The sequence below is a fragment of the Shewanella aestuarii genome (assembly GCF_011765625.1).
Taxonomy (GTDB): Bacteria; Pseudomonadota; Gammaproteobacteria; order Enterobacterales; family Shewanellaceae; genus Shewanella; species Shewanella aestuarii_A.
Window position 1 is genome coordinate 1,300,802 of the sequence record NZ_CP050313.1, and the last position, 23,715, is coordinate 1,324,516.

16 protein-coding genes are annotated in these 23,715 nt (G+C 43.5%); 9 read left to right on the plus strand and 7 right to left on the minus strand.

The features are described 5' to 3' along the window. Window positions 1-9: 9 nt before the first annotated feature. The 3 genes from HBH39_RS06005 to HBH39_RS06015 are packed head-to-tail and all read right to left on the minus strand — an operon-like array spanning window position 10 to window position 10,885. Window positions 10-2,097: a PfaB family protein gene (locus HBH39_RS06005; protein WP_167676505.1), complete on the minus strand. Its 2,088-nt coding sequence runs from the start codon at window positions 2,095-2,097 to the stop codon at window positions 10-12. Next, window positions 2,094-10,067, minus strand: a complete 7,974-nt coding sequence (locus HBH39_RS06010) for a type I polyketide synthase (protein ID WP_167676507.1) — start codon at window positions 10,065-10,067, stop codon at window positions 2,094-2,096. Before HBH39_RS06010 ends, HBH39_RS06005 begins: the two co-directional genes overlap by 4 nt. Next, a complete protein-coding gene (locus HBH39_RS06015) occupies window positions 10,067-10,885 on the minus strand; it encodes a transcriptional regulator (protein WP_167676509.1) in 819 nt (272 codons plus the stop codon). Before HBH39_RS06015 ends, HBH39_RS06010 begins: the two co-directional genes overlap by 1 nt. A 466-nt stretch (window positions 10,886-11,351) precedes the next feature. Here HBH39_RS06015 and HBH39_RS06020 point away from each other — a divergent pair, with 466 nt between their 5' ends. Both HBH39_RS06020 and HBH39_RS06025 read left to right on the plus strand, forming a co-directional pair. Next, window positions 11,352-11,684 (plus strand): hypothetical protein, encoded by a 333-nt coding sequence (locus tag HBH39_RS06020; RefSeq protein WP_167676511.1) that lies wholly within the window; start codon window positions 11,352-11,354, stop codon window positions 11,682-11,684. A gap of 205 nt (window positions 11,685-11,889) precedes the next feature. Beyond that, the gene (locus HBH39_RS06025) at window positions 11,890-12,399 is read left to right on the plus strand and encodes a tRNA-uridine aminocarboxypropyltransferase (protein WP_280117344.1); all 510 of its coding nucleotides are present in this window, start codon (window positions 11,890-11,892) and stop codon (window positions 12,397-12,399) included. Window positions 12,400-12,458: 59 nt separating this feature from the next. Here the strand turns inward: HBH39_RS06025 and ilvN are convergent, their stop codons facing one another. The 4 genes from ilvN to HBH39_RS06045 form a co-directional block, all read right to left on the minus strand. Continuing rightward, a complete protein-coding gene (gene ilvN, locus HBH39_RS06030; protein ID WP_167679988.1) occupies window positions 12,459-12,953 on the minus strand; it encodes an acetolactate synthase small subunit in 495 nt (164 codons plus the stop codon). Further along, window positions 12,953-14,671 (minus strand): acetolactate synthase 3 large subunit, encoded by a 1,719-nt coding sequence (locus HBH39_RS06035; RefSeq protein WP_167676515.1) that lies wholly within the window; start codon window positions 14,669-14,671, stop codon window positions 12,953-12,955. The genes ilvN and HBH39_RS06035 overlap by 1 nt, the downstream gene beginning before the upstream one ends. A 297-nt stretch (window positions 14,672-14,968) precedes the next feature. Next, window positions 14,969-15,856 carry an IS982 family transposase gene (locus HBH39_RS06040; protein WP_167676517.1) on the minus strand — a complete coding sequence of 296 codons (888 nt, stop codon included), beginning with the start codon at window positions 15,854-15,856 and terminating at the stop codon, window positions 14,969-14,971. Between the two features lie 235 nt (window positions 15,857-16,091). Next, the gene (locus HBH39_RS06045; protein WP_167679989.1) at window positions 16,092-17,258 is read right to left on the minus strand and encodes a multidrug effflux MFS transporter; all 1,167 of its coding nucleotides are present in this window, start codon (window positions 17,256-17,258) and stop codon (window positions 16,092-16,094) included. A 444-nt stretch (window positions 17,259-17,702) separates the two neighbouring features. Between HBH39_RS06045 and HBH39_RS06050 the strand changes: the two genes are divergently transcribed. The 7 genes from HBH39_RS06050 (at window position 17,703) to uvrY (ending at window position 23,697) form a co-directional block, all read left to right on the plus strand. Next, window positions 17,703-19,433 carry a SulP family inorganic anion transporter gene (locus tag HBH39_RS06050; protein WP_167676519.1) on the plus strand — a complete coding sequence of 577 codons (1,731 nt, stop codon included), beginning with the start codon at window positions 17,703-17,705 and terminating at the stop codon, window positions 19,431-19,433. Between the two features lie 239 nt (window positions 19,434-19,672). After that, window positions 19,673-20,296: a 2OG-Fe(II) oxygenase gene (locus tag HBH39_RS06055; protein WP_167676521.1), complete on the plus strand. Its 624-nt coding sequence runs from the start codon at window positions 19,673-19,675 to the stop codon at window positions 20,294-20,296. Window positions 20,297-20,497: 201 nt separating this feature from the next. Beyond that, the gene (locus HBH39_RS06060) at window positions 20,498-21,082 is read left to right on the plus strand and encodes a GNAT family N-acetyltransferase (protein ID WP_167676523.1); all 585 of its coding nucleotides are present in this window, start codon (window positions 20,498-20,500) and stop codon (window positions 21,080-21,082) included. A 25-nt stretch (window positions 21,083-21,107) separates the two neighbouring features. After that, complete coding sequence (locus HBH39_RS06065; protein WP_167676525.1) at window positions 21,108-21,512, plus strand: hypothetical protein; 405 nt, start codon at window positions 21,108-21,110, stop codon at window positions 21,510-21,512. Window positions 21,513-21,884: 372 nt separating this feature from the next. Continuing rightward, window positions 21,885-22,430 (plus strand): DUF1569 domain-containing protein, encoded by a 546-nt coding sequence (locus tag HBH39_RS06070; RefSeq protein WP_167676527.1) that lies wholly within the window; start codon window positions 21,885-21,887, stop codon window positions 22,428-22,430. A gap of 5 nt (window positions 22,431-22,435) precedes the next feature. Further along, window positions 22,436-22,864 (plus strand): secondary thiamine-phosphate synthase enzyme YjbQ, encoded by a 429-nt coding sequence (locus HBH39_RS06075; RefSeq protein WP_167679990.1) that lies wholly within the window; start codon window positions 22,436-22,438, stop codon window positions 22,862-22,864. Window positions 22,865-23,052: 188 nt separating this feature from the next. Continuing rightward, entirely contained in the window at window positions 23,053-23,697 is a 645-nt protein-coding gene (gene uvrY, locus HBH39_RS06080) for a UvrY/SirA/GacA family response regulator transcription factor (protein ID WP_167679991.1), read from the plus strand. The last annotated feature ends 18 nt before the right edge of the window (window positions 23,698-23,715 follow it).

Consider the following 23,715-nt stretch of genomic DNA (forward strand, 5'->3'; position numbering starts at 1 on the left):
ATTGAGAACTCAAGATTGTTCCCCTTGTAATAAAGTGGTGGCGCAATGTTCGGCTTTACTGGCAACGGACTGAGCGGCAAAGTTAGTTTGTTGTATTTCAGCCAGATTGTCAGTTAAGTAGGCCAGCGACATAGGCACACGATGACTAACCAACTGCGCAATGCATTTTAGCAAACTCGTGGCATCATCTGCGCCTTTGGCATTAAGGGCGATAGCCGGCTTCGTGTTGCGGCTAATTTTGTCGATTAAGGTGGCTGTTTGGCGATCTGCACCCACTTCAACAAATAGGTTTGCGCCTAAGCCTTGGGCTTTTTGCACCAGTTTAGTAAAGTTTAACGGTTGGCAAAAAGTATTGGCGATAGCGTCAGCAATGGCATGGCTGGTTAGCGCAACCGGTTGGTCGTTGGCCGCGCTGATAAAGCTAATTTGTTTTGGTAAGGCGTTTAACACCTCATCATGATGTAATGGCTGCTGATAAAAGGCTTTGACATCATCACGAATAAGCATGGCGGGCGGAGTGTGCATAGCCGTAACCCGATTGGCTGCAATCCCACGTTTGCCAAGCTGTTTCAATAATGCTTTGGTGCTGATTTCGCAGCCGGCTAAAACACAGGTATCCCCTTGTTCTATCGCTAAATAAACCCGTGGATATTGGCTTAGTAATGGCTCAATTTCAGCGGCTGTTGACCTGACGACAAAGCTATTCCATACAATTTGTTCATCATCCCTAAGCTGCCATAACTGGCGTACGCAATTGAGCTGCCCCGAAATATCCGTGGTAAAAATACGGTCGGTTTTTGTCTGCTCAATCATGGTTTCAGGCTGTTGCCATACATTAAGGCTGGCCCACATCGCGGCTTCACCCATGGAATAGCCCATGGCAAAATCAGGCTTAATCGCAAACATTTGGCATAGCAATTTTGTCAGTAAATAACTGCTGCCGACCCCTGCAATCGCCATATCGCCTAAGCTCATTGCAGTGGTGTTATCTGGTTGATAAATACTGTCAGCCTGAAGCATGGCTTTTAAGTTGCCATCGCGCTCAAGTTGGGCATATAAATCAGGAAAATACTGATTAAGACTTGGCAGCATATTGGCATAAACCGTGCCTACACCAGGGTAAACAAAACACAAGCCTTGCTGGGGTTGCTGCTGATCTATATTGACACAGCTACCCGCTGGGGTTTTATAGTGAAGCGGCAGCGGATTAACCTCGGCGATAAAATCAACCAATCGATTTTGCATTGCCTGTGCTTCAACGAGTAATGCGGGTAACGAGTTGGCCATCAATACCGCACCAATGCAGGCGTTAGCATCGTATTGAGCAAAGGTTTGTTTGATAAGCACCATGAGTTGCTGCTGTTCATCCGCAGCGATGGCTTGCAGTGTTTGCTGTAATTGCTCAAGCGCAGTGATCAAGCCGTTAGGATGAGCTGCGCTGATGGGTAGCCAAATTTGCTGCTCATTGATTAACGGCTTTGGCGCGGGCAATTGTGTCCCTTGAACCAAAATGACACTGGTATACGCGCGATTGTGTTGCTCTACAAAGCTTAAACTCGCCACGCGGCTTTGATGCGGCTCGGTAAACCAGTAGTGCCCATAGTGAGGGTGCTGACGCAGTGCAAACGCGTTAATTAATGCCACTAAAGCATTAAATTGAGCCCGCTCATCATGACTGTCGGGTAATGGATATTCAAGTGGTTGAATATGAGTCCGTTTCGCTTGTACTAAAGCTTGTTGCATTGAAGCTTGGGCGGTATCGGCTTTGGCTACAGCGGTTAAATAAGCATGAGGGTGACATTTATACTGCGCAGCCATTAAGGCTGGCATCATCAAAATGCCAACATTGTTTCCTGCATACTGAATCAATACAGCTTGTTGTTGATTAATTTGCCCAATGGCCTGATTTAAAAATGAGTCGGTTTTTGCGCTATTAGCAAGCTGACGACTCGCAAATGGGCTGAGTGCTAGCCTAACGGCAGAAGCCATTAAGCTAGCGGTAATGCTGCAGGGCTTATTTAGCCCAACAACATTACCTGAGTCTTGGCACACTAACTTAAGCGCAATCCGCATCGGTTGTGATTGGGTTGTACTCACACAGACTCCTGCAAATCAGCTAAGGCTTTAGCGGGGGCTAAAAAAGCCTCGTTTAAGCTTTTGCTGATGGTGGTTTTTGCATTGGTCATGGTGCAACTTAAGCGGCCATCTTCATGGTACAAACTGATGTTAGCGGTTAACGCGCGTCCTGAATGCTTAACCACATCGAGCAAAATATAGCCACAATCGTTAGCCTTAAACGGCACCAATGTGGTCATTTCGCCAATCGTAGATGGCAAACTGGCGGCATCATATTTAACCCTTGCCCAAACTAGCATGGCTTGCAGTAGCAGATCTTCAGCAAAAATCTGACTGCCACCTAACGCTAATTGCGCGGCAAAATCACTGCAATCCTGCGGCTTAATATGTGGCAGTGCCACTTGGCAAATAAGCTGGTTATCATTAGCGAGCAAAACCTGCTTAATCCCTTGTAAACGGGGCCCATGGAATAAACAGCCGTTACTGTAGAGCTCTGCCTTGGTGAGTAGTGGAGCAGCTTGTTGATACTGTACCACCTCAGCCGGCAAACTTGGCTTGACTTGGTTTTCAACATTTAATGCGGCTTGATTGATGATCAAATCGGCTTGATATTGAGGGCGCAATGTCGCCTTGGTATCCCGTAACAGTCGGCTGGAAATTAACGCCGTTAAGCCCTTGTCGGTTTCGGTTAATTCAAGTTGCATCAGGTGCGGCTGGGCAGAATCAAAAATAATGCCTTTTAACAATTTATACTGACTCACGCTGACCGGCAGGCCGCACAGTTGCTGCGCGGTTTCACGCATCCACGCAATTGCACAAACGGTTGGCAATACCGGATTGCCCGCTATGCAATGGTCTTGGATAAACGGCATGGTCAGCGGGTTGAGTACTCGAACAACTTTTTGACTGTTACTGGCTACTTTAGCGTGAGATGCCGTGTTGTTAAATGAAAGCGTCAGCGAACCCTTGGCATTATGCAAAGAGCTCGCATTAGGCTTTTTTACAGCAGGGCTCACATTATCAGCGTTATTGCTAGCGCCTTGCATGTCAGAACCTATCAGTAATTGCACACCGGAATCAGACAATAAACTGTGGGCGAATAGCTTAGCGCCTTTGTCTAACGGAATAACGTAAACACCGCGTTCAACAAACATTTTCTTCAATGCTGAGCTGACCATGCCGCCATTCCAAGGACCCCAGTTAAAGCTCATTACTTTGGCTTGCGGATAGTTATTGGCAAGTTGTAATGCGGTTTTATTGAGGATCTCATTTGACATTGCATAGTCACTTTGGCCTGTATTGCCGTAGAAACCTGCAGCAGATGAGAACATGGCAACCAGTTTTAATTGGCTGGCATCAATGGCGTTGATGATATTGGCAAAACCTGTGACTTTAGTGCCGTATACTCTGGTTAATTCAGCTAAGGTTTTGTCTTGGATGTGCTTGTCAGCCAACACGCCAGCACCATGAATAATACCTGTGATGGGCGCTAATTGAGCCAGTGTTTGCTTGATACTATCGGCAGCGCTGACATCCATGCTGATGTACTGTGCACTAGCACCCACATCGGCAAAGGCCGCTAAGGCGCGATCGATTTCTAAGCTAGAGCTAACAGGCCAAACTAATGCATCAATTTGCTTAGGGGTGGGTTTATTGCCTTGAGATTGAATAAAACCAATGGCGGCAGCTTTTAACTCGCTGGCTTGTTTACCTTTTGCCCATGCAGGCATTTTGGTGGCCAGATGTTCGCTGCGACCGGCCAAAATAAAGTGTGACTTAGTTTGCTTTGCTAAGGTAAGGGCGCATTCGAACGTGACCCCTTTAGCCCCACCGGTAACCAAAATGACATCATCATTATTCAGTTTTGCAGCTTGAAATTGACGACTTGCGGTATCCGTTGCCGCTAGCGTGTGGCGGCCTTGTTCGCTTATACCCACTTCAACGATTTTTTGTGCAGCGGTATTACCGTTTAAGTCAAATAGCTCGGCGGTAATGGCTTCAGCTAACTCAACTGCGGTTAAACTTGGGGCGATATCGAGTGCGCGACAAAATACTTGTGGCCATTCATGGCTTAAGGTTTTGCTCAAACCAGATAATGCGGCTTGGTTAAGCTCAGTTTTTGCCAGTTGTTCGCTATTTAAGTAGCCAAACCCACCGTCAATTCGGCTGACAGTCATAAAGCTGACTCGCTCGGTTTTTGCGCGCTCGGTAAGGCACTTTTGCAGGTGTTTTGCCATTAAGAAAGCCTGCTCAACAGCATTGAAGCTTGCACTGCTGATCGGTAAGGTTCCTTTGCCAGTAATTTGTGGTTGTAGATGCACAAAACCTGCAATGTGGTGGTGTTGACTGATTTGATCTATCACCGCTTTAATGGCCTCATCACTGACTTCAGTGAGTGAAAAGCTTTTCACTGCGCTGCTTAATGGTGAATGTGACACAGTAATGGATTTTGGACTACGAATGACTGCGACAGTTAATCCCGCTGCGATCAGTTTTTCTGCTAACACACCAGCATTGTGACCATCATCATTGATCACGATACAGGCTTGTTTAGCATAACAATCGACGAGTTTATCTGCCGCTGACAGCTTTTTTAGCGCCACCTCGCTGTGAGGAGGTAAATCATTGGCTATCGCTTTGCTTGCTGAAGCCTGCTCGGTGGCAGCGCTATCAAGGTTTTGGTCAAGCGAGCTTTCGGCTGTAGTGATACGAGTCAGCTTTGAATTCATATAAGCCACGATTTCGCCAAGGGTGCGACACTCGGCTAAATCTTCTGGGCTAAGCTCAGGCAAGCTAGGTAGCTCATCTTGTACTGTGCCTAAAATCTCAACTCGCTTGATAGAATCAATACCTAAGTCGGCTTCCATATCCATGCTTAACTCAAGCATTTCAGCAGGGTAACCGGTTTTATCGGCCACGACTGACATCATAGTGTTTTGCACTTGTTGGGCGTTCAAACCAACTGCGCTTGATTGAGCTGAAGTTGCGTCTGCTTGAGCAACAGGCGCTTGAGCTACTTGTTCTAGAGCTACTGGTGCTGGTGCAGCGCTATCAGCAGGCAGTTTTGAGTTCATGTAATCAACGATTTCGCCAAGGGTGCGACACTCGGCTAAATCTTCTGGGCTAAGCTCAGGCAAGCTAGGTAGCTCATCTTGTACTGTGCCTAAAATCTCAACTCGCTTGATAGAATCAATGCCTAAGTCGGCTTCCATATCCATGCTTAACTCAAGCATTTCAGCAGGGTAACCGGTTTTATCGGCCACGACTGACATCATAGTGTTTTGCACTTGTTGGGCGTTCAAACCAACTGCGCTTGATTGAGCTGAAGTTGCGTCTGCTTGAACAACAGGCGTTTGAGCAACTGACGCTTGAGCAACAGGCGCAGGGGTATCAGCAGGCTGTTTTGAGTTCATGTAATCAACGATTTCACCAAGGGTGCGACACTCGGCTAAATCTTCTGGGCTAAGCTCAGGCAAGCTAGGTAACTCATCTTGTACTGTGCCTAAAATCTCAACTCGCTTGATAGAGTCAATACCTAAATCAGCTTCCATATCCATGCTTAGCTCAAGCATTTCAGCAGGGTATCCGGTTTTATCGGCCACAACAGCTAACATGGTATTTAATACTGTTTCTGCGGATAGAGCAGAAGCAGTTTGAACAACAGGCGTTTGAGCAACAGGCGCAGGGGTATCAGCAGGCAGTTTTGAGTTCATGTAATCAACGATTTCACCAAGGGTGCGACACTCGGCTAAATCTTCTGGGCTAAGCTCAGGTAAGCTAGGTAGCTCATCTTGTACTGTGCCTAAAATCTCAACTCGCTTGATAGAGTCAATGCCTAAATCGGCTTCCATGTCCATGCTTAACTCAAGCATTTCGGTTGGGTAACCGGTTTTATCGGCTACGACAGCGAGCATGGTATTTAATACTGTTTCTGCGGATAGACCAGAAGCTGCGGCTTGGATGACTGGCGCTTGAACAGCTTGTGCTACAGCAGCGGGTGCTGGCGCTGGCGCAGCGGTATCAGTAGGCAGTTTTGAATTCATGTAATCAACGATTTCGCCAAGGGTGCGACACTCGGCTAAATCTTCTGGGCTAAGCTCAGGTAAGCTAGGTAGCTCATCTTGTACTGTGCCTAAAATCTCAACTCGCTTGATAGAGTCAATGCCTAAATCGGCTTCCATGTCCATGCTTAACTCAAGCATTTCGGTTGGGTAACCGGTTTTTTCAGCGACCACCTCTAACATAGTATTTAACACTTTATCAGCCGATAACGTGGGTGCTTCAACTAATGCAGGAGTGATCGCCACAGGTGTGACGACAGAAGGCGCTACTGCAGCTTGCTGGACTGGATGAATAGCTTGAACCTGTGTTGGTTGAGCTTGTGCGGCCTGTACACTTGCAGCCTGCACCGGTGAAATCGAGGGAGCTGCTGGCACCACAGGCGCCGCTTGCACTACCTGAGCCAGAGCGGCTTGGGTTGCTAAGACTGGTGCCGATACTACTGCTGGCGTTTGCCCTGTTAACATGGCTAAAGCCGATTGGCTTGCTTTTGCTTGTTGCTCAAGGAACAAGGTATGGCTTTGTAAGGTTTGCGCTTGATGCTGGTGGAACAATTCTATTGAGCGTTGTAGGCTTTGTGGAATAGCAATACCAGCCGCTGCCATCTTGCTTTGCTCAACCATCAAGTGGGTAAAAGTATCACCATACTGTTGTGGGATGGCTAAAAATTGTTGATGCAGATTGGCCGCTTGCTGTTGCGCGTTAAAAAAGGCCGTTAGGCTATCACTGCTAGGTTCGCTTTGGTTAAACGCTGCTGACGTATTCACGCTTGCGGCTGTTGCCATGTTGCTGTCATGGGTGTTAAGGCTGGTAGTAGCATGACTCGCTGGGGCTTTGTCTGCTGCCGGCACTTCAATATATTCAGTTTTAATCACTTCTTTTTCCACAATTTTTTCAACAATCTTCTCGACAGGGACTTCAACTCGGGCTGGCGTGATTGCGCCAGTGGTCAGCGAGGTTTGCATCTTGTTTCGGGTTGCTGCACTAATAAAGTTATTGGCGGTTAATTTAACATTCATCGGTGACGCTTTTGCCAGTGGGGCAATTGGCGCTTGGTAGGGGTCAATGTCAGATAAATTGACACCAATCACGGCTAATTGCATGGCCGCTTGGCGTAATTGTAAATCGCTATCGCCCTTAGGGTTTGGATTAAGGCTGATTACGCTAATGTCATCTTTATGTGCCGTTAAGGTGTCTTCAACTAATTTTTGTAAAATGTTTTTAGGGCCAAACTCAACAAATACTCGTGCGCCAGCTGCGTACATTGCGGTGAGTTGATCACTAAAACGCACGGATTGCAGCATGTGTTGGCTAAAGTCTTTTTGGATAGTTTTGGCGTCTTGCGCATGCAGTTTACCCGTGGCGTTGGCGTAGAGTGCAATAGCGGGTTTAGCAAACTTAACCTTGTTGATGGCATCGCTAAATGGCTTTTGCGCATGAGCCACTAATGGGGTATGGAACGCACCAGATACGGGTAACGCTATCGCTTTAAAGCCCATAGTTTGTATCGCTTTGGCCGCTTGCGCACTGCTGTCAGTTGGGCCCGCAATCACCAGTTGGCTTGGGGAGTTATAGTTTGCCACTTTTACGCCAGCAAACTGGCTGATTTCAGCTTCAATTTTGGCCACGGCATCATCGCTGGCATTTGAAATGATCACCGCATACATAGCCCCTGCATCTTGATCTTTTGGGGTTGCCGCCATCGCTTGACCACGCGCAAAAGCCAATTGGTAATAATCTTCATTACTGATCACGCCAGCGGCAAATAATGCCGACAGTTCACCAAAACTGTGGCCTGCAACCATATCAGCGTTAAAGCCTGCTTGGGTCAATAATTGATATTGTCCCATGCTGACAGCACCAATGGCACTTTGCGCATTTGCCGTGTTGGTGAGCAGAGCTTGCTGGGCAGCAATATCTTCAGCTTCAAATGCGGGAATAGGGAACAAAATTTGTGATAGCGGCGTTTGATTATGGCTAGCAAACACTTTATCGGCCAAGGCGACTTGAGTACGCATTTCAGGGTAATAACAGGCCAGATCTAAGCCCATATTAAGATACTGCGAACCTTGGCCTGCAAATAATGCGGCGACTTTGGCGGTGTTGTTTTTATTGTGAACTAAGGCGTTTGCACGATAGCGAGTACCTGATGGTAATTGCCAGTTGTCCGCTTGTTGACTGGCTAACTGTGCTAACACTTGATTTAATTGAGTTTGCAGTTCAGTTAGGTTGCTTACTACTAAGCCCACCCGTGGATGGTTATCATCAAGTTGACGCACAGCAAATCGGCTGGCTAAATCACGCAAGGTAATTTCGCTAAGATTTACTGTATTGCTATCTAATGTGGATACTTGGGCAACAATGGCGTTGATTTCAGCAATTAAGGCTGCTTTATCTGCACCACTGATTAATAAACTTTGCGGCACTGCACGATAACGATATTTTTCACCTCGGGCATGTTCAGGGTTATATTCTTCTAAAACCAAATGGAAGTTAGTGCCACCAAAACCAAACGAGCTAATACCTGCACGACGAGGCGTGCCATCGGGGCGAGCCATCCAAGGGCGGGTTTCTGTATTCAAGTAAAATGGTGAGTGTTGCACATCTAACTTAGGGTTTGGTTTGCTGACGTTGATGGTTGGCGGCAACACTTTATGATGCAGGGCTAATGCGGCCTTAATCACTCCGGCAGTTCCCGCAGTTGATTTAGTGTGGCCAATTTGAGATTTAATCGAGCCTAAAGCGATATGTTGCTGGGTGTCATTCCCTTCTGAAAATACCGATTTAAGCCCGTTAAACTCAGCCACATCACCAGCGGCTGTGCCAGTCCCATGGGCTTCCATTAACCCTATGGTGTGCGGTGCAAATCCTGCGTCATCATAGGCACGTTTTAATGCTTTGGCTTGGCCTTCAGGGCGCGGTGCATAAATACTTTTAAATTTACCGTCTGATGATGAACCTACACCTTTGATTACCGCATAAATTCGGTCGCCATCCCGTTCTGCTTCATCTAAACGTTTTAAGGCAACCATGCCAATGCCTTCACCAATCATCATGCCTTTTGAATCAATATCGAAAGGTTGAATGGTGTCATTGGTGGTAAATGCAGGGGTTTTTGAGAAACTCATGTACATGGATGGCGAGTTATCGGTACATACACCGCCGGTGATCATCACATCGCTTCGGCCTTCCACCAACTCGGTTAATGCCATGCGCATTGCCGCTAATGAGCCAGCGCAGGCTGCATCAACCACACAGTTCATGCCACCAAAGTCAAAACGGTTAGCAATACGACCTGCAATGACATTTCCTAATGATCCTGGGAAGGAGTTTTCTTCCCAATGGATATATTGGTCTTGGAACTTTTTAATGACCATTTCGGTATCTGCATCGCTTAATCCACTATTTGCTAATACCTTTTTAAGCACTGGGTATTGTAAACGAGCACTTAAACTGTGGTTGATTTTTTGGCCACCGCCGACCCCTAAGGTAATACCAATGCGGTCTGTGTCATAGCTGTCGGTGATACCTGCGTCGGCAAGCACTTCTTTGGCCACAACCAAAGACAACAATTGCGAGGTATCGGTTAGCTCTAAAATATTAGGTGGTAGGCCAAATTCCATTGGATTGAAGTCTACTTCTGGTAAAAAACCACCGCGTTGGCAATAGATTTTATCCGCTGCTGTTTTATCTTTATCGAAGTAATCCTCTTTGTTCCAATGCGATGCTGGAATATCGGTAATGGCATCAATTTTTTCACTGATCAAATCCCAAAACTTGTTCAGGTAGCGTGAATTAGCAAAAATGCTTGCCATACCAACAATGGCTATTGGCATATCTTTTAAACGCTTATTTAAGCGTTTGTCGATTGTTTTATCAGCGGCAGTGTTAGCTTGCTGTTGAGATTTATCTACTTTTGGGGCTTGGCTCATTATGAGTCTCCAGCGGGCAGCGTAGCAGATGCTGCTTTGATTTTTTGTTTGCTCATTCGGGCACCTGTTTGAGGCTGGGCACCGGGGAATCGAGCTAAGAAAGTGTGGTAATTATTAACCAGCAATTTACGCAAATGAAATGGGCCGTGTCTTAGCACGTATTCCATATAACGTCCGGTTGCTTGGGTATGACTATCTTGATAAATGTCGAGATAAATCCAGTCAGATTTAAAATCGACACCGAGTAAAACAGAAGAATTTTCTTGCTGTGTCAGCTTAGGTGGCAGTGATAATGACACCACTTGCACAACGGTATCAGGATCTGGATTGGGTAACGCCAGCGTTTCAGCTAAGGTTTGTGGGTTAACTGCGTAGGCTTGTACATCGCTGCCTTGGGTTATAGGTAATTGATTAAAGAACTTGTCTGGCACATAAGGTGTTTCAAAGTTATCAAGGCGTGAAACTCCATAACGCTTTAAGCAGCGGGCTAAACCTGAGCGTGATACATGCGGATTAATAAATTGCTGGGTAATTTGCAGTAATTTATCTAGCGGTATTTTTAGCTGATATCTCAGCCCAACCACCACGTACTCTTCCATTGGCGAAAGGGTGGTTTTTAAATGATGTGGTGTATTTGGGGTGTCAGAGATTGACTTACGTTTTCGCCATTTGCGAACTGTGGCTTCACTGATATTAAGAATTTTAGCCAATTGGCTTACGCTAAAATCAGATTCTTGGATAAATTGGCGCATCTCAGGCGTGGTCGTTGCATTTCGATGCTGAGCTATTTTCTTTGGCGCATTTATCGCTTTGGTCATTAAGACTGAGTATCCGAATAATCTGTTGGGACTGATAAGTCGTATACACTTGATAATGACTTTAACAGTGACATTTGTACAGTTTGTGGCAAGCAGATTACCTGAGGTTTCATTCCGATACAATCACCCGAGACTATAAACTTGTGCTTCAAGGCTGAAAAGCTAACTTTACATGGTGATGAACGCGGTGTTTTACGCGATATGAGGGGAAGCAGCATGCTTGGTGCTAGATTTGACTTAATGATCTATTGAACAACTGTTACCTATGCGTCTTTGTAAAGGTAATTTGCTTAAGTTTATGTTTTTGTGGTTAGTGCTTCAAAAACAAAAAGCAATAATATCATTGACGGCTTGAATGTGAGTATCGATTATGCTGAATGTGGTTGTGTGATGAAAGCTAGGGTAAGTAGGCTGATTTATTGCTATGCTGTAGCGAATAATCCTATTCAATAGTTAAAGGTAAACCATGAATAAATTCATCGGCTTTTCGTTATTATTTTGTTTAACTGCTTGCCAGCCAGCGACTGAAGATAGCTCATCTATGCAAGTTAAAAGTGAACCGCCAGTCAGTCAACAAGCTCCTACAGTAGATGCGAATATCCAATGTAATCAAGCATGGTTTGCTAGGGTTGAGTCAACATTGAATTCCGGAGATGGTAAAGGTCATGGGCCAGACTTGGGTTCACTAGAGTGGCAATCGGTGATTGAGTTTAAGCTTGGTATTCGGGGAAATAGCGATATACCTAAAAAAGGTACAGATGATTGGTGTGCATTTATTGATAAACAATTACCTAAGTAGGTTTTCCATCTATATGCGCACTGCTATTGATATTTATCCCCTGCGCAGACAATTGACTACACTTTGATAAAATTAGCCAGTCAGCTTTTTATTAGCGTAAAAAAGTTTTAGATAACATGGTTGCAAAAGGCAAAAGGCTTGATTGACAAAACTTGAGGTAAAATCATGCCCATCAGTTAATATAATGGGCGTTTTTACTCATCTAATGCCAAAGCCAATGAAGATTATCTTACTGACCCACAGTCGTGAATTCTCACGTAAACACAATACTGGCAAGCTTGTGACGCAAGTGCTTGGTCAGCAAGCAATAGTCATAGAGTGGCAGCGCACGCAGCCCTCTGAGGCATTATTGTCACTCATTGCCGCTGGCCGAGTGGCATTGTTATTTCCATCATCGGCTGAGCAAATTTCGATAAATCTTGCCGAGATTAAGCCTGAAGAACAGCCTTTGCTGGAAAAAGTGGATCATGTGATCATCATAGATTCTACTTGGCAAGAAGCGCGTAAAATAATGAATCAAAGCCCTTATTTACAGCATCTTCAAAGGTTTATGTTCACCCCAAAGCAGCCCTCTATTTATCATTTGCGCCGTAACCAAGTCGAGGAGGGGTTATGTACCGCCGAGTGCGCAGCCCAATTGTTAATCCAGTTGGGACATGGCAAACAAGGGCAAGAAATCATGACGGCATTGATAACGCTATTAGCACAGCATTAGTGATCAAGTAAGCATAAAAAAGGAGCAATTTAAGCTCCTTTATATGTCATATTGATGTGTTACGGCTTCATTGCTTTTTCGCCACGAGCAAGACCCACAACACCAGAACGCGATACTTCAATCACTTTCGTCACTTCTGAGAGCGCATTGATAAAAGCATCAATTTTCTCGCTTGGGCCAGCCATTTGAATGGTATATAAACTGGCGGTTACATCCACAATTTGACCACGGAAAATATCTGCTGTGCGTTTAACTTCTTCGCGAAGTTCGCCTTGTGCCTTCACTTTGACAAGTGCCAGTTCACGCTCGATGTGGGCCGTTTCAGTAATGTTAGCTACTTTTAAAATATCAATTAGCTTATGCAATTGTTTTTCAATTTGTTCTAACACTTTTTCATCGGCTAACACGGTAATGTTAAGGCGTGATAGGGTGATGTCTTCCGTAGGGGCGACGGTTAAGCTTTCAATGTTATAGCCACGCTGAGAAAACAAGCCAACAACGCGCGAAAGAGCACCGGGTTGGTTTTCAAGTAATACAGAAATAATACGACGCATTAGCACTTCTCCGTTTTGCTTAGCCACATTTCGTTCATTGCCCCACCACGAATTAACATCGGGTAAACGTGTTCGGTTTCATCGACACTGATATCAACAAACACTAAGCGGTCTTTCATTGCTAATGCTTCTGCCAACTTAGACTCTAGCTCGTTGGGATCGCTAATGGTTATCCCCACATGGCCGTAGGCTTCAGCAATTTTGGCAAAGTTTGGCACAGAATCCATATAAGAATGTGAGTGACGACCTGAGTAAATCATGTCTTGCCACTGTTTAACCATACCTAAAAAGCGGTTATTTAAATTGATGATTTTCACTGGCGTATCATATTGTAATGCCGTTGATAGCTCTTGAATGTTCATTTGAATTGAGCCGTCACCCGTCACACACACTACGGTTTCATCAGGGAAGGCCATCTTAACCCCCATCGCAGCAGGTAAACCAAAGCCCATAGTGCCAAGGCCTCCTGAGTTAATCCAACGACGTGGCTTATCAAAAGGATAATACAGTGCAGCAAACATTTGGTGCTGACCGACATCAGAGGCGACATAAGCATCGCCATTGGTAAGCTTGTGCAAGGTTTCAATCACTTGCTGAGGCTTAATACGGTTAGTGGTTTTATCATATGATAAGCATTGACGTGCGCGCCATTGATTAATGTCTTGCCACCAAGCAGCCAGTGCTTCGGTATCATTTTTAGTGTCAGACTCAGCAAGCAGTTCTAGCATGCTATCAAGAATATTTTCAGCTGAGCCAACAATCGGGATATCAACTCGAACCGTTTTAGAAATTGACGCGGGATCAATATCAATATGTAAAATAGTGGCGTTAGGGCAGTACTTTTCAACATTATTGGTGGTACGGTCATCAAAACGCACACCAATACCGAAAATTAAATCACAATTGTGCATGGCCATATTGGCTTCGTATGTTCCATGCATTCCCAACATGCCTAAACTTTGTTGATGGGTCCCTGGAAACGCGCCTAAGCCCATTAAGGTGCTGATCACTGGAATATTAAGCTGCTCAGCTAAGGATAAAATTTGTTGGTCACACTCAGAGATAATTGCGCCACCACCCACATATAACACGGGTTTTTTTGCTGCTAATAAAGCTTGCAAACCGCGACGGATCTGCCCTTTATGGCCAGTGGTTGTTGGATTGTATGAGCGAAGTTTAACGCTCTCGGGGTAAATGTAATCGTGCAAAATCTCTGGGTTTAAGCAGTCTTTTGGTAAGTCGATTACCACAGGGCCTGGGCGACCCGTTGCGGCAATATAAAAAGCTTTTTTAACTATCTCAGGAATGTCAGCAGGGTTTGTGACTAAAAAGCTGTGTTTAACCACTGGACGAGAAATACCAATCATATCGCATTCTTGAAAGGCATCGTTGCCAATCAGTGAGCTTGGCACTTGGCCTGATAATACCACAAGAGGGATAGAGTCCATGTAGGCGGTTGCGATACCGGTAATGGCATTAGTGGCACCAGGGCCTGATGTTACTAACACCACACCCACTTTACCCGTAGCGCGGGCATAGCCATCAGCCATGTGAACCGCAGCTTGTTCATGGCGAACAAGAATGTGCTCAACACCAGCTATTTTATGGAGGGCGTCATAGATATCTAAAACAGAACCACCAGGGTAACCAAAAATATGGCTAACACCTTCATCGATAAGAGAGCGCACGATCATACTGGCGCCAGAAAGCTTTTCCATGAATAGAATCCTCTAAAGTTACCGTTATGGTAAACAGTATCTTGCATACAACGACGGTAATCGTTCTAAAAATTAAGCTTAAAGGTATTTAAGCTCGTTACTGGCATGAAGCTGTGACTTGATGCCGTTGTCCGTTCTAGCGAACAGGATAGCTTTATCATATGTAAATCGATATTTACTGCAAGTGTTTTATTTAATTTTTTAACATGTTTGAAATATTTTCATCTTTACGCTACCGGCTTAAGTCAAAGCTAAATTAGCGCTTGTCGGTTGGGGCTATGTTAACCTGAGATCGGTTTAAGCCATCGCCATCAACCCTGACTTTTCTGTAGGTGTGATGTTCAATGATGGCTTTTCTGGTTTTAGGCAATATGCGATTAATCCACCTAGCAAGTTCAACATAAATCCATGTAAACTCCTGTGTCTTGAATGCTCTATCTGAGAAATATTCTTCAGTTGGTCGTTGATGGTTTCAATGATGAACCGTTTAGACAGCATTGCTCTGTCCCAAGCCGCTAATATCTTCGCCTTCATGTTCTTTCGTTGAGTTGTTATAAGAGTGATCCCGTTTTCTTTCAAATCTTCAGTCAGCGCCTTACTGATATAACCTTTATCGGCGTAAAGCTTATCGAGTAGCCCTTTTGACAGTTCCCGAACGGGCTTTCTGTCATCCGTATTAGCAGGAGTAAGCTTAGCTGCCACAATATCGCCAAGATGATTGGTAATAATGTGCAGCTTAAATCCATAAAACCAGCCCATTGTTCCTTTGTCTCTTGCAGCCGTTCCTTTGAATACCTTGTGTCTCGGGATGCGTAAGTTATGGCAGACTTTAATGCTCGTAGAGTCAATAAACTCAATACCTGTAGGCGCTCCTTTAACATGGGTAAAGAAAGCACTTAGTGGTATAAGCATCGATGGCATCACTTCAATAAATCGGGTGTAACTGAGAAGTGTAGGGAAATCATTTTTGTAATAACGACAGATAATTCCCAGATAAAAGTTTTTAAAATCACGCTGATGAGACATATGAAAAGCGACAATGATTGTCATAATTTCGCTTTCAGACATTCGTCCTTTACGATTACGCTTTCGCTCGCCACTTTCAAGTTGAAGTTGCTGCCACTGAGGTAGAAAAGCCTTACAAAAATCATCGACATGACAAAATAAATCTACTAGTTTACGCATAGCTGGTTCCTTTGTGGTCAATCCTTCTTGGTCGAAAGATCTGATCATGGAACCAGCTTTTAGTTCCCTTCTATTTTTATCCCGAATTCAGGTTATGTTATGGTTTAAAATCAACCTAGTGTGATGAATTCACGTGCTTTAATTTGGTTATACACTGCAAGCCTCTAATCAACATCAAAACGCCAACGGCTTTAATCGGCGTTGGCGTTAAGGTTGAACCATATTTTAAATGGGATTATTGCGGCTGTGATTGGCTTAGTCGAGTTTGAAATGCTTGGCAAAATCCCACAAGTGCAATCGATATCAGCATCAACACTGCAAAGGGGACTGCGGTTCCGGTGTAAAATAATGCCATTAATGGCCCGGCTGTTGCGCCAAAACCAAATCTTAGGGTGCCAATGACCGCAGTGGCTGTGCCTGTTTCTTGTTTAAATTTCATTAATACAATGGCGTCAGCATTAACAGACATAATGCCTAAGCCGCCCATCAATGGGATCAGCATAATCACGGTAAAGTGATAGCTGAAATCCAATAAGTTAACCAGTACTAAACCTAACGCAGCAATAAAGGCAAAAAAGGTGGCGACATTCAACATTCGTTTTGAGCCATACCGGCTGACAATTCTTGAGTTGATAATATTGGCCAGCATTAAAGCTCCAACATTGGTACTGAATAAAATGGCGAACAGCGATTTGTCCAAACCAAATACTTCCATATAAATAAATGGCGCAGCGGTTAGGTAGCAGAAAAAAGCAAATGAGGTCAATACGCCACTGGCTATGTGGAGTTTGACTCCTTGTCGAGAAAACACAGTGTAATAAGACTTCAAAAAGCCATGTTGACTGCGTTGTTGTTTATCTTTGTCGCTGGGCATTTTTAGCTTAAATAAAATTAAACACAGCAATGCCAAGGCATAAAAACTCAGCACAAAAAAGATTAAATGCCAATCGCCAAGTTCTAAAATAAAGCTACCAATAGTGGGGGCGATTAAAGGGGCTAACATCATAATTAAGCTGACATAAGACATACCTTTAGCGGTATTGTCGCCATACACTTCTCTTATGTATCCCGGCACCACTACGGTTGCTGCTGCGCCGATAAAGGCTTGAAAAAAACGTAACCCTAAAAACTGTTCAATATTTTGACTACAAGCAAGCAAAAAGCTAACGATGCAAAATCCGCTTAGGCCAATAATAACTAATGGTCGACGGCCAATTTTATCGGCAAGTGGCCCGAAAGTAAGCATGCCACAGGCATAGCCAGCCAAATAAATACTGAGTGATAATTGCACCATGGTCACTTGGGTATCAAAGCTGGCGGCTAAAATTGACATCGCTGGCAGATACATATCAATCGCCAGAGGAGTAATGGCTACGATAGCCGCAAGCATGGGAATTAACATCGCTAGGTTGGGGATGCTTTGTGGCGTTGATACTTTAGATGGATGGGACACGAACACCTCAAAAAAACGGGTACTTAAGCTGGCATTATTTACAGATAGCGCAAGCGAGATAGAGAGTCAAAAAAGCCAAGGGCAAAGTATATCATGATCAGGTTAATAGGCTTTGATTTTTTATGAATCTATTCAATCATTTTTTATGATTAATTAATCGAATATATCGAATGGCAAACAGTTGTAGATGAGTATGAAATTTACTGAGTTATTGGCTTGAGAAGGATCTCATTTTGTGCGTATAACTGTCATTGCTACTAGCATTAGCTTTTTTAGTGCTGTAACTGAAATATTTTTGTTGTAATTGTGTGTATTTGATTACAGATAGTTTTATCATAAGCCACTTACTTGTTGCTTGAGGTTGTTGTGCTTCTTTCGCGATTATATGCTTTTATGCCCGGTTTGGAGACGTTTGCTAGCTATCAGTCTAGTTGGTTTAAAGATGATATTCGTGCAGCGTTATCCGTTGCTGCCGTTGCCTTACCCGTTGCCATCGCGTATGCCCAATTAACCGGTGTAAATGCTGCGGTTGGACTGTATTCTTGCGTACTGCCTATGCTGGTTTATGCACTTTTTGGCACATCAAAACAATTAATTGTTGGCCCAGATGCCGCAACTTGTGCTGTTATCGCGGCTGTTGTGACCCCTTTAGCCGCGGGGGATAGCGTAAAGCATTGGCAATTAGTGATGACCATGACGGCAATGACGGGGTTATGGTGCCTCATTGCCAGTCGATTCAAATTAGGGGTATTGGCCGACTTTTTATCAAAACCAATTTTGATGGGGCTGTTAAACGGTGTTGCTATTACCATTATTGTTGGCCAATTTTCAAAAATATTTGGTTTTACCTTTGACGATAAATACCTGCTAGAGCGCTTAGGCGGCGTGCCGACTTATCTTGCTCAAACACATGTACCCACCTTACTGATGGCCTTGCTTACCGTCATCATTTACTTTGTGATGAAGCGGCTTAAACCGAGTTGGCCTGCATCAATGTTTGCTATCTCCTTTGGTGCAATATTGGTATGGATATTTAATCTTGGTCAATACGACGTTAAAACCATTGGTACAGTAACAGGCGGTTTTCCCGTTTTTCAAACGCCAGAGTTTAACGTGGGGATCATTCGTGAGTTGGTTATGCCCGCCCTGAACTTAGCGGTAGTCAGCTTTGTGAGCATGATGCTAACCGCTCGCAGTTTTGCGGCAAAAAATGGTTATGATATTGATGCCGATAAAGAGTTTCGAGCATTAGGTTTTGCCAATATGGCTTCTGCGTTGTCGCAAGGTTTTGCGGTTAGTGGTGCAGATTCTCGCACCGCAGTTAACGATGCTAACGGAGGGAAAACTCAGTTAGTGTCAATTATTGCTGCCGCCATTATTGCTGTTATTGCGATTTTTTTAACTGCACCATTAGAGTTTATTCCTAGCGCTGCGCTTGGAGTGGTCTTGGTGATAGCCTCGGTACATTTACTCGATTTAAAAGCCGTATGGAATTTACGCTTACGAGACAGACAAGCATTTTACCTAGCCTTAACCACCTTGTTTGCCGTGCTGTTTATTGGTGTTATTCCGGGGATCACATTAGCGGTTCTATTGGGATTATTTCAATTTATTCGTACGGTAATGAGACCTACCGATCAAGTGCTTGGGCTTGATAGTAAAGGGGTTATTCGAAGTTTAGACAGTAGCGATAAAGCTAAACCTGTGGCTGGTATTTTTATCTATCGTTTTAATTCACCATTGACTTACTTCAATGCGGGGTATTTTAAGCGTCGATTATTTGAAGGTTATGCCAGACAAAAAGATGATATTAAATGTGTCATCATTGATGCGGTGCCTTGTTTTACTCATCTTGATTTGAGTGTGATGGCGGTGCTGTCTGATATTCAGCAAACATTTAAAAAACGTGGTGTAAAGGTGATTTTGGCTGGTCGTAAAAGACAGTTACTTAGTTGGTTTGAACAAACCGAGATGGTCAGTGGTGACGATGGCATCATGATCCTGTCTGATTTATATTTAGCGTTAAAGCTGAATCAAAGTTATCAAGCAGCGCAAGAAGAGCCGCAAGCTGTGAACGCACTAACAGAGGTCGATAAATCAGTATTATTACATAGTCAGATTTAACAAGTTTTTAATTATCTAATAGATTGTAATTAAAGGTTATTTTGTTTTGTTGATCTAGGCGTTTTATTGATATAATATTCTGCCACTTTGACAGCATAGTGAGCTGCAAAGTAGGCTCAAGATGTGGCAATCATATCTTGATATTATTGGTAACAACGCCCCCTCGAAATTCAGACTCAAACCTCCTTTCTGAGTCATAAAGTACAGAATCAAGCGTCGTCTTATTGGATGTGGCATGTATGGTTTCGCAATTAAGTGAAGCAGTGCTGGATGTGATCGCAGATGCGTTAGTCGATAAAGGATATATTCTTTTATCTGATATCATTCCCGACAATGTAAGCCTAGCCTTAATTGAAAAAATGCAGGCAAAGCAGAATATTGAGTTTAAATCAGCGGCTATCGGCCGTGGTAGTGAACAACAAGTTAATACCCAAATTCGTTCAGATAAAATCAGTTGGCTTGATAAACAAGACGTCATAGACAATCAATACTTATCGATTATGGAGCAGCTCAAAAATGGCCTAAATCGACGCCTTTTTATGGGGCTGTTTGATTATGAAAGTCACTATGCGGTTTATCAACCCGGTGCCTATTATCAAAAACATCTGGATGCACTTAAGGGCAGTCAAAATCGAATCCTTACAACAGTGTTTTTTCTCAATCCGAATTGGCAAGCCGAAAATGGTGGCCAGTTAGTGATTTATGATGAAGACGATAGTGTTATAACGACAGTGCAGCCTGAATTAGGAACATTAGCCATTTTTTTAAGTGAGCGTTTTCCACATGAGGTTTTGCCCACACTCGTGCCTCGCAATAGCATAGCCGGTTGGTTTAGAGTGAGTCACGCTAACCACGGATTTTAAGTCTAACTATTCAATTTTTCGCCGCCATTAGGCGGCGTCACCCTCCTAATTCTGTGTGATTGATTTGTTGCACTTGATTGACGTTTTTGTAAATTCTTTTTATTTAACTTACTACTAATATCATTTAAGGTAATGTAAGTTTTCATCTTATTCGTTAAAGTAATTTTTATATCCACAAGCAAGCATACAGGATGGCTTTAGATGGGTGAGCATACAATTACATTACAAGGACTTCATGTCAGCCTTGAGCCATTAACGCTTGAACACGCAGCTGATCTCAATGCTGCCGCTGCTGATGGCCAATTATGGCAACTTTGGTTTACTTCGGTGCCACCACCAGAGCAAATGCTTGATTATATTTCTAAGGCATTGCTTGAACAGCAACAAGGTTATAGCTTGGCATTTGTTGTTCGACATAAGATGACAAACGCCATTGTTGGTTGTACCCGTTTTTGCCATTGGGACAAAGTGAATCGAAGAATTGAAATTGGTTACACTTGGTACAGTAAAAGCTACCAACGCAGTCCCGTAAATAGTGAATGCAAACTGTTATTACTCGACTATGCCTTTAACCAGTTAGATGCTATTGCAGTAGAGTTTCGTACTCATTGGCATAACGATATTTCACGCAAAGCGATAACAAGGCTAGGTGCTAAGCAAGATGCGGTGTTAAGGCATCATAAAATAGATCCCAATGGCGTGATCCGCGATACCGTGGTCTTTTCCATTATTGCGCCAGAGTGGCCAGCAGTAGAGCAAAACTTACGTTTTCGATTACACAGTTAGTTTTTTAATAGCAATAGGACACAATATGTTAACTAAAGGAAAGTGGTTGTTTCTCGCTACAACAGTATTTATGAGTCACATAGCTATGGCTGAGGACGCTGCGCAAAAAGCATTTACTGATGAAGTAATACAGTGCGCGGCATATTATCAAATTAGTGCTGACGCAATTGCAGGAATGAATGCACCGCAAATGCAATCGGTGAGTGAGCGCTTAAAAATTTCAGCGGTTGATGCAATAACTTTAGCCGAAAAATATCGCAGTAGTGAGCAAGTTCAGCAAGATTTAGCCACTGAAAAGCAAAAGCAGATTGATTCACTTGGTGGAAGTAGCAGCCTTGGGGTATTAATTAAAAAATACAAAGAGTTATGTAAAACTGTTGTTTATAATCCACAGAAGCGCTTAGATTATTGGTCTATGGCGACCATGTAATAAAAGTCTGATTTTGTATTGAATTACGCACTTCTCTTTGAGTGCGTTTTTTATGCATCTATTTTATCTAGATAGTTAATTGCGGCGCTAAACCGTAAAGCGAGTCAGCATTCGTTACCATGAGTGTTGAATAGTGGACTAATCAATAACAGCATCAAGCAGCATGGGATAAGCTTTAGATTGATTTTTGACACAGGCCATAAGCCACTTCGCTGCAAAAAATTAAGCTGAAATAAGCTGTCATAAAATTGTCTGCTCACTCATGGTCATTGAGTTATATTGCTTTGATGATTAACTAAAATGTAACATGTTTTGTGTTATTGAAACTGACTTCAGCTATAGGCATATGCAAAAGGATAATATAAGCAACATATGATTAATCGCAGGCAATTTATAATTGGCGCCATAACTTCCAGTGCTGGCATTGTTGTAGGTGGTGGGGTCATCTGGTCTCGTATTGAGCCCTATCCATTGCCATTAACTATCGAACAGGTTGTAGTACAACTTAATCAGTTAATGACGTCTTCTTTACAGACAACTGGCGCGTGGGATTTGGCCGAAATTTTTAACCATTGTGCGCAAAGTATTGAATATTCGATGCTAGGTTATCCGCAGCTAAAATCGCCTGTATTTCAAAATACCATAGGTCGCATAGCTTTTGCTTCTTTTGAAGCGAAAGGGAAAATGACTCATGATCTTGCCGAGGCGATCCCCGGCGCACCTATGTTATTAAAAGCGCAAAACAGCCAGCAGGCCTATCAACGTTTACAGCAAGCTTTGAGCGCGTTCAACGCTTATCAGGGGGAGTTAGCCCCCCAATTTGCTTATGGTTATTTGACCAAACAACAGTATGAAGCCGCGCATGTGATGCATATCAATAACCATTTATCAGAGATAGCAATCAAGCAAGTAGGCTGATGACAATGTGGATCCAGAAAATCATTCAACTTAAGGCTAAACGCCGAGGATTTCATTTAATTGATAAGGAATTGCTATCGCAGTTACCTGAAATTAATCAGTATGAAATAGGAGTGGCACATATATTTGTTCAACACACCTCTGCATCACTGACGTTAAATGAAAATGCCGACCCTACTGTAAGAGGTGATTTTGAGCGTCATTTTAATGTGATAGTGCCTGAAAACGCGCCTTATTATCGCCATACTTATGAGGGCCCAGATTTCATGCCTGCTCATATAAAATCCAGTTTACTGGGAGCTGAGTTGTCAATCCCTATCACGAATGGACGGCTTAACCTAGGGACTTGGCAAGGGATTTATTTATGTGAACATCGAGACCATGCTTCTGGGCGCACAATTATTGTCACTTTAAATGGTAAGATGGGCGCATAATTGTGCTATCCACAAGATGTAACAATTATGAAGGATCGCAATTTGTTTGCTTGTGCCAAATCATCTAAAGGTGATAAATTTGTAGTCTGAACTCTAATTTTTATGAGTGTGTTCATTACATCACTGTTTTATAAAATAAAAAGCCACAATATTCAGGAAGAATGGCAAATAATAAAGGTGGGTTGAAGTTGATTTCAGTATATTTAGTGGATGATCATGAGTTAGTGCGCACAGGGATCCGTCGCCTTTTGGAAGATGAGCGTGGGATTAAAGTTGTTGGGGAAGCCCATGATGGCGAAACCGCTGTGCAATGGTCACGTCAAAATGAAGCTGATGTCATTTTAATGGACATGAATATGCCGGGCATGGGCGGTTTAGAGGCGACGCGTAAAATTTTACGTTATCAACCAGATGCGAAAATTATAGTATTAACGGTTCAAACTGAAGATCCATTCCCGACTAAAGTCATGCAAGCTGGTGCTTCTGGCTATTTAACTAAAGGGTCGACGTCTCCTGAGGTTATCAGAGCCATTAGTCAAGTGTCTCGAGGTCAACGTTACTTATCGCCTGAAATTGCTCAGCAAATGGCATTGAGTCAATTTAACGGTAGCGAAGAAAACCCATTTGCTAGTTTATCTGAGCGTGAATTACAGATTATGTTAATGATCACTAATGGCGAGAAGGTCAATGACATTTCAGAAAAACTTAACTTGAGCCCGAAAACCGTTAATAGTTACCGTTACCGTTTGTTTGCTAAGTTAGGGATCAATGGTGACGTGGAATTGACCCGTCTAGCTATTCGTTACAAAATGCTTGATACAGGTTCGTTCTAACTTTTTTCACAGGTTTCA

What these genes read in the sequence shown, in the direction of transcription:
- HBH39_RS06010 (WP_167676507.1), bottom strand. Translation starts at nt 10,067, where the DNA reads ATGAGCCAAGCCCCAAAAGTAGATAAATCTCAACAGCAAGCTAACACT.
- HBH39_RS06015 (WP_167676509.1), bottom strand. Translation starts at nt 10,885, where the DNA reads ATGACCAAAGCGATAAATGCGCCAAAGAAAATAGCTCAGCATCGAAAT.
- HBH39_RS06020 (WP_167676511.1), top strand. Translation starts at nt 11,352, where the DNA reads ATGAATAAATTCATCGGCTTTTCGTTATTATTTTGTTTAACTGCTTGC.
- HBH39_RS06025 (WP_280117344.1), top strand. Translation starts at nt 11,890, where the DNA reads ATGCCAAAGCCAATGAAGATTATCTTACTGACCCACAGTCGTGAATTC.
- ilvN (WP_167679988.1), bottom strand. Translation starts at nt 12,953, where the DNA reads ATGCGTCGTATTATTTCTGTATTACTTGAAAACCAACCCGGTGCTCTT.
- HBH39_RS06035 (WP_167676515.1), bottom strand. Translation starts at nt 14,671, where the DNA reads ATGGAAAAGCTTTCTGGCGCCAGTATGATCGTGCGCTCTCTTATCGAT.
- HBH39_RS06040 (WP_167676517.1), bottom strand. Translation starts at nt 15,856, where the DNA reads ATGCGTAAACTAGTAGATTTATTTTGTCATGTCGATGATTTTTGTAAG.
- HBH39_RS06045 (WP_167679989.1), bottom strand. Translation starts at nt 17,258, where the DNA reads ATGTTAATTCCCATGCTTGCGGCTATCGTAGCCATTACTCCTCTGGCG.
- HBH39_RS06050 (WP_167676519.1), top strand. Translation starts at nt 17,703, where the DNA reads ATGCCCGGTTTGGAGACGTTTGCTAGCTATCAGTCTAGTTGGTTTAAA.
- HBH39_RS06055 (WP_167676521.1), top strand. Translation starts at nt 19,673, where the DNA reads ATGGTTTCGCAATTAAGTGAAGCAGTGCTGGATGTGATCGCAGATGCG.
- HBH39_RS06060 (WP_167676523.1), top strand. Translation starts at nt 20,498, where the DNA reads ATGGGTGAGCATACAATTACATTACAAGGACTTCATGTCAGCCTTGAG.
- HBH39_RS06065 (WP_167676525.1), top strand. Translation starts at nt 21,108, where the DNA reads ATGTTAACTAAAGGAAAGTGGTTGTTTCTCGCTACAACAGTATTTATG.
- HBH39_RS06070 (WP_167676527.1), top strand. Translation starts at nt 21,885, where the DNA reads ATGATTAATCGCAGGCAATTTATAATTGGCGCCATAACTTCCAGTGCT.
- HBH39_RS06075 (WP_167679990.1), top strand. Translation starts at nt 22,436, where the DNA reads ATGTGGATCCAGAAAATCATTCAACTTAAGGCTAAACGCCGAGGATTT.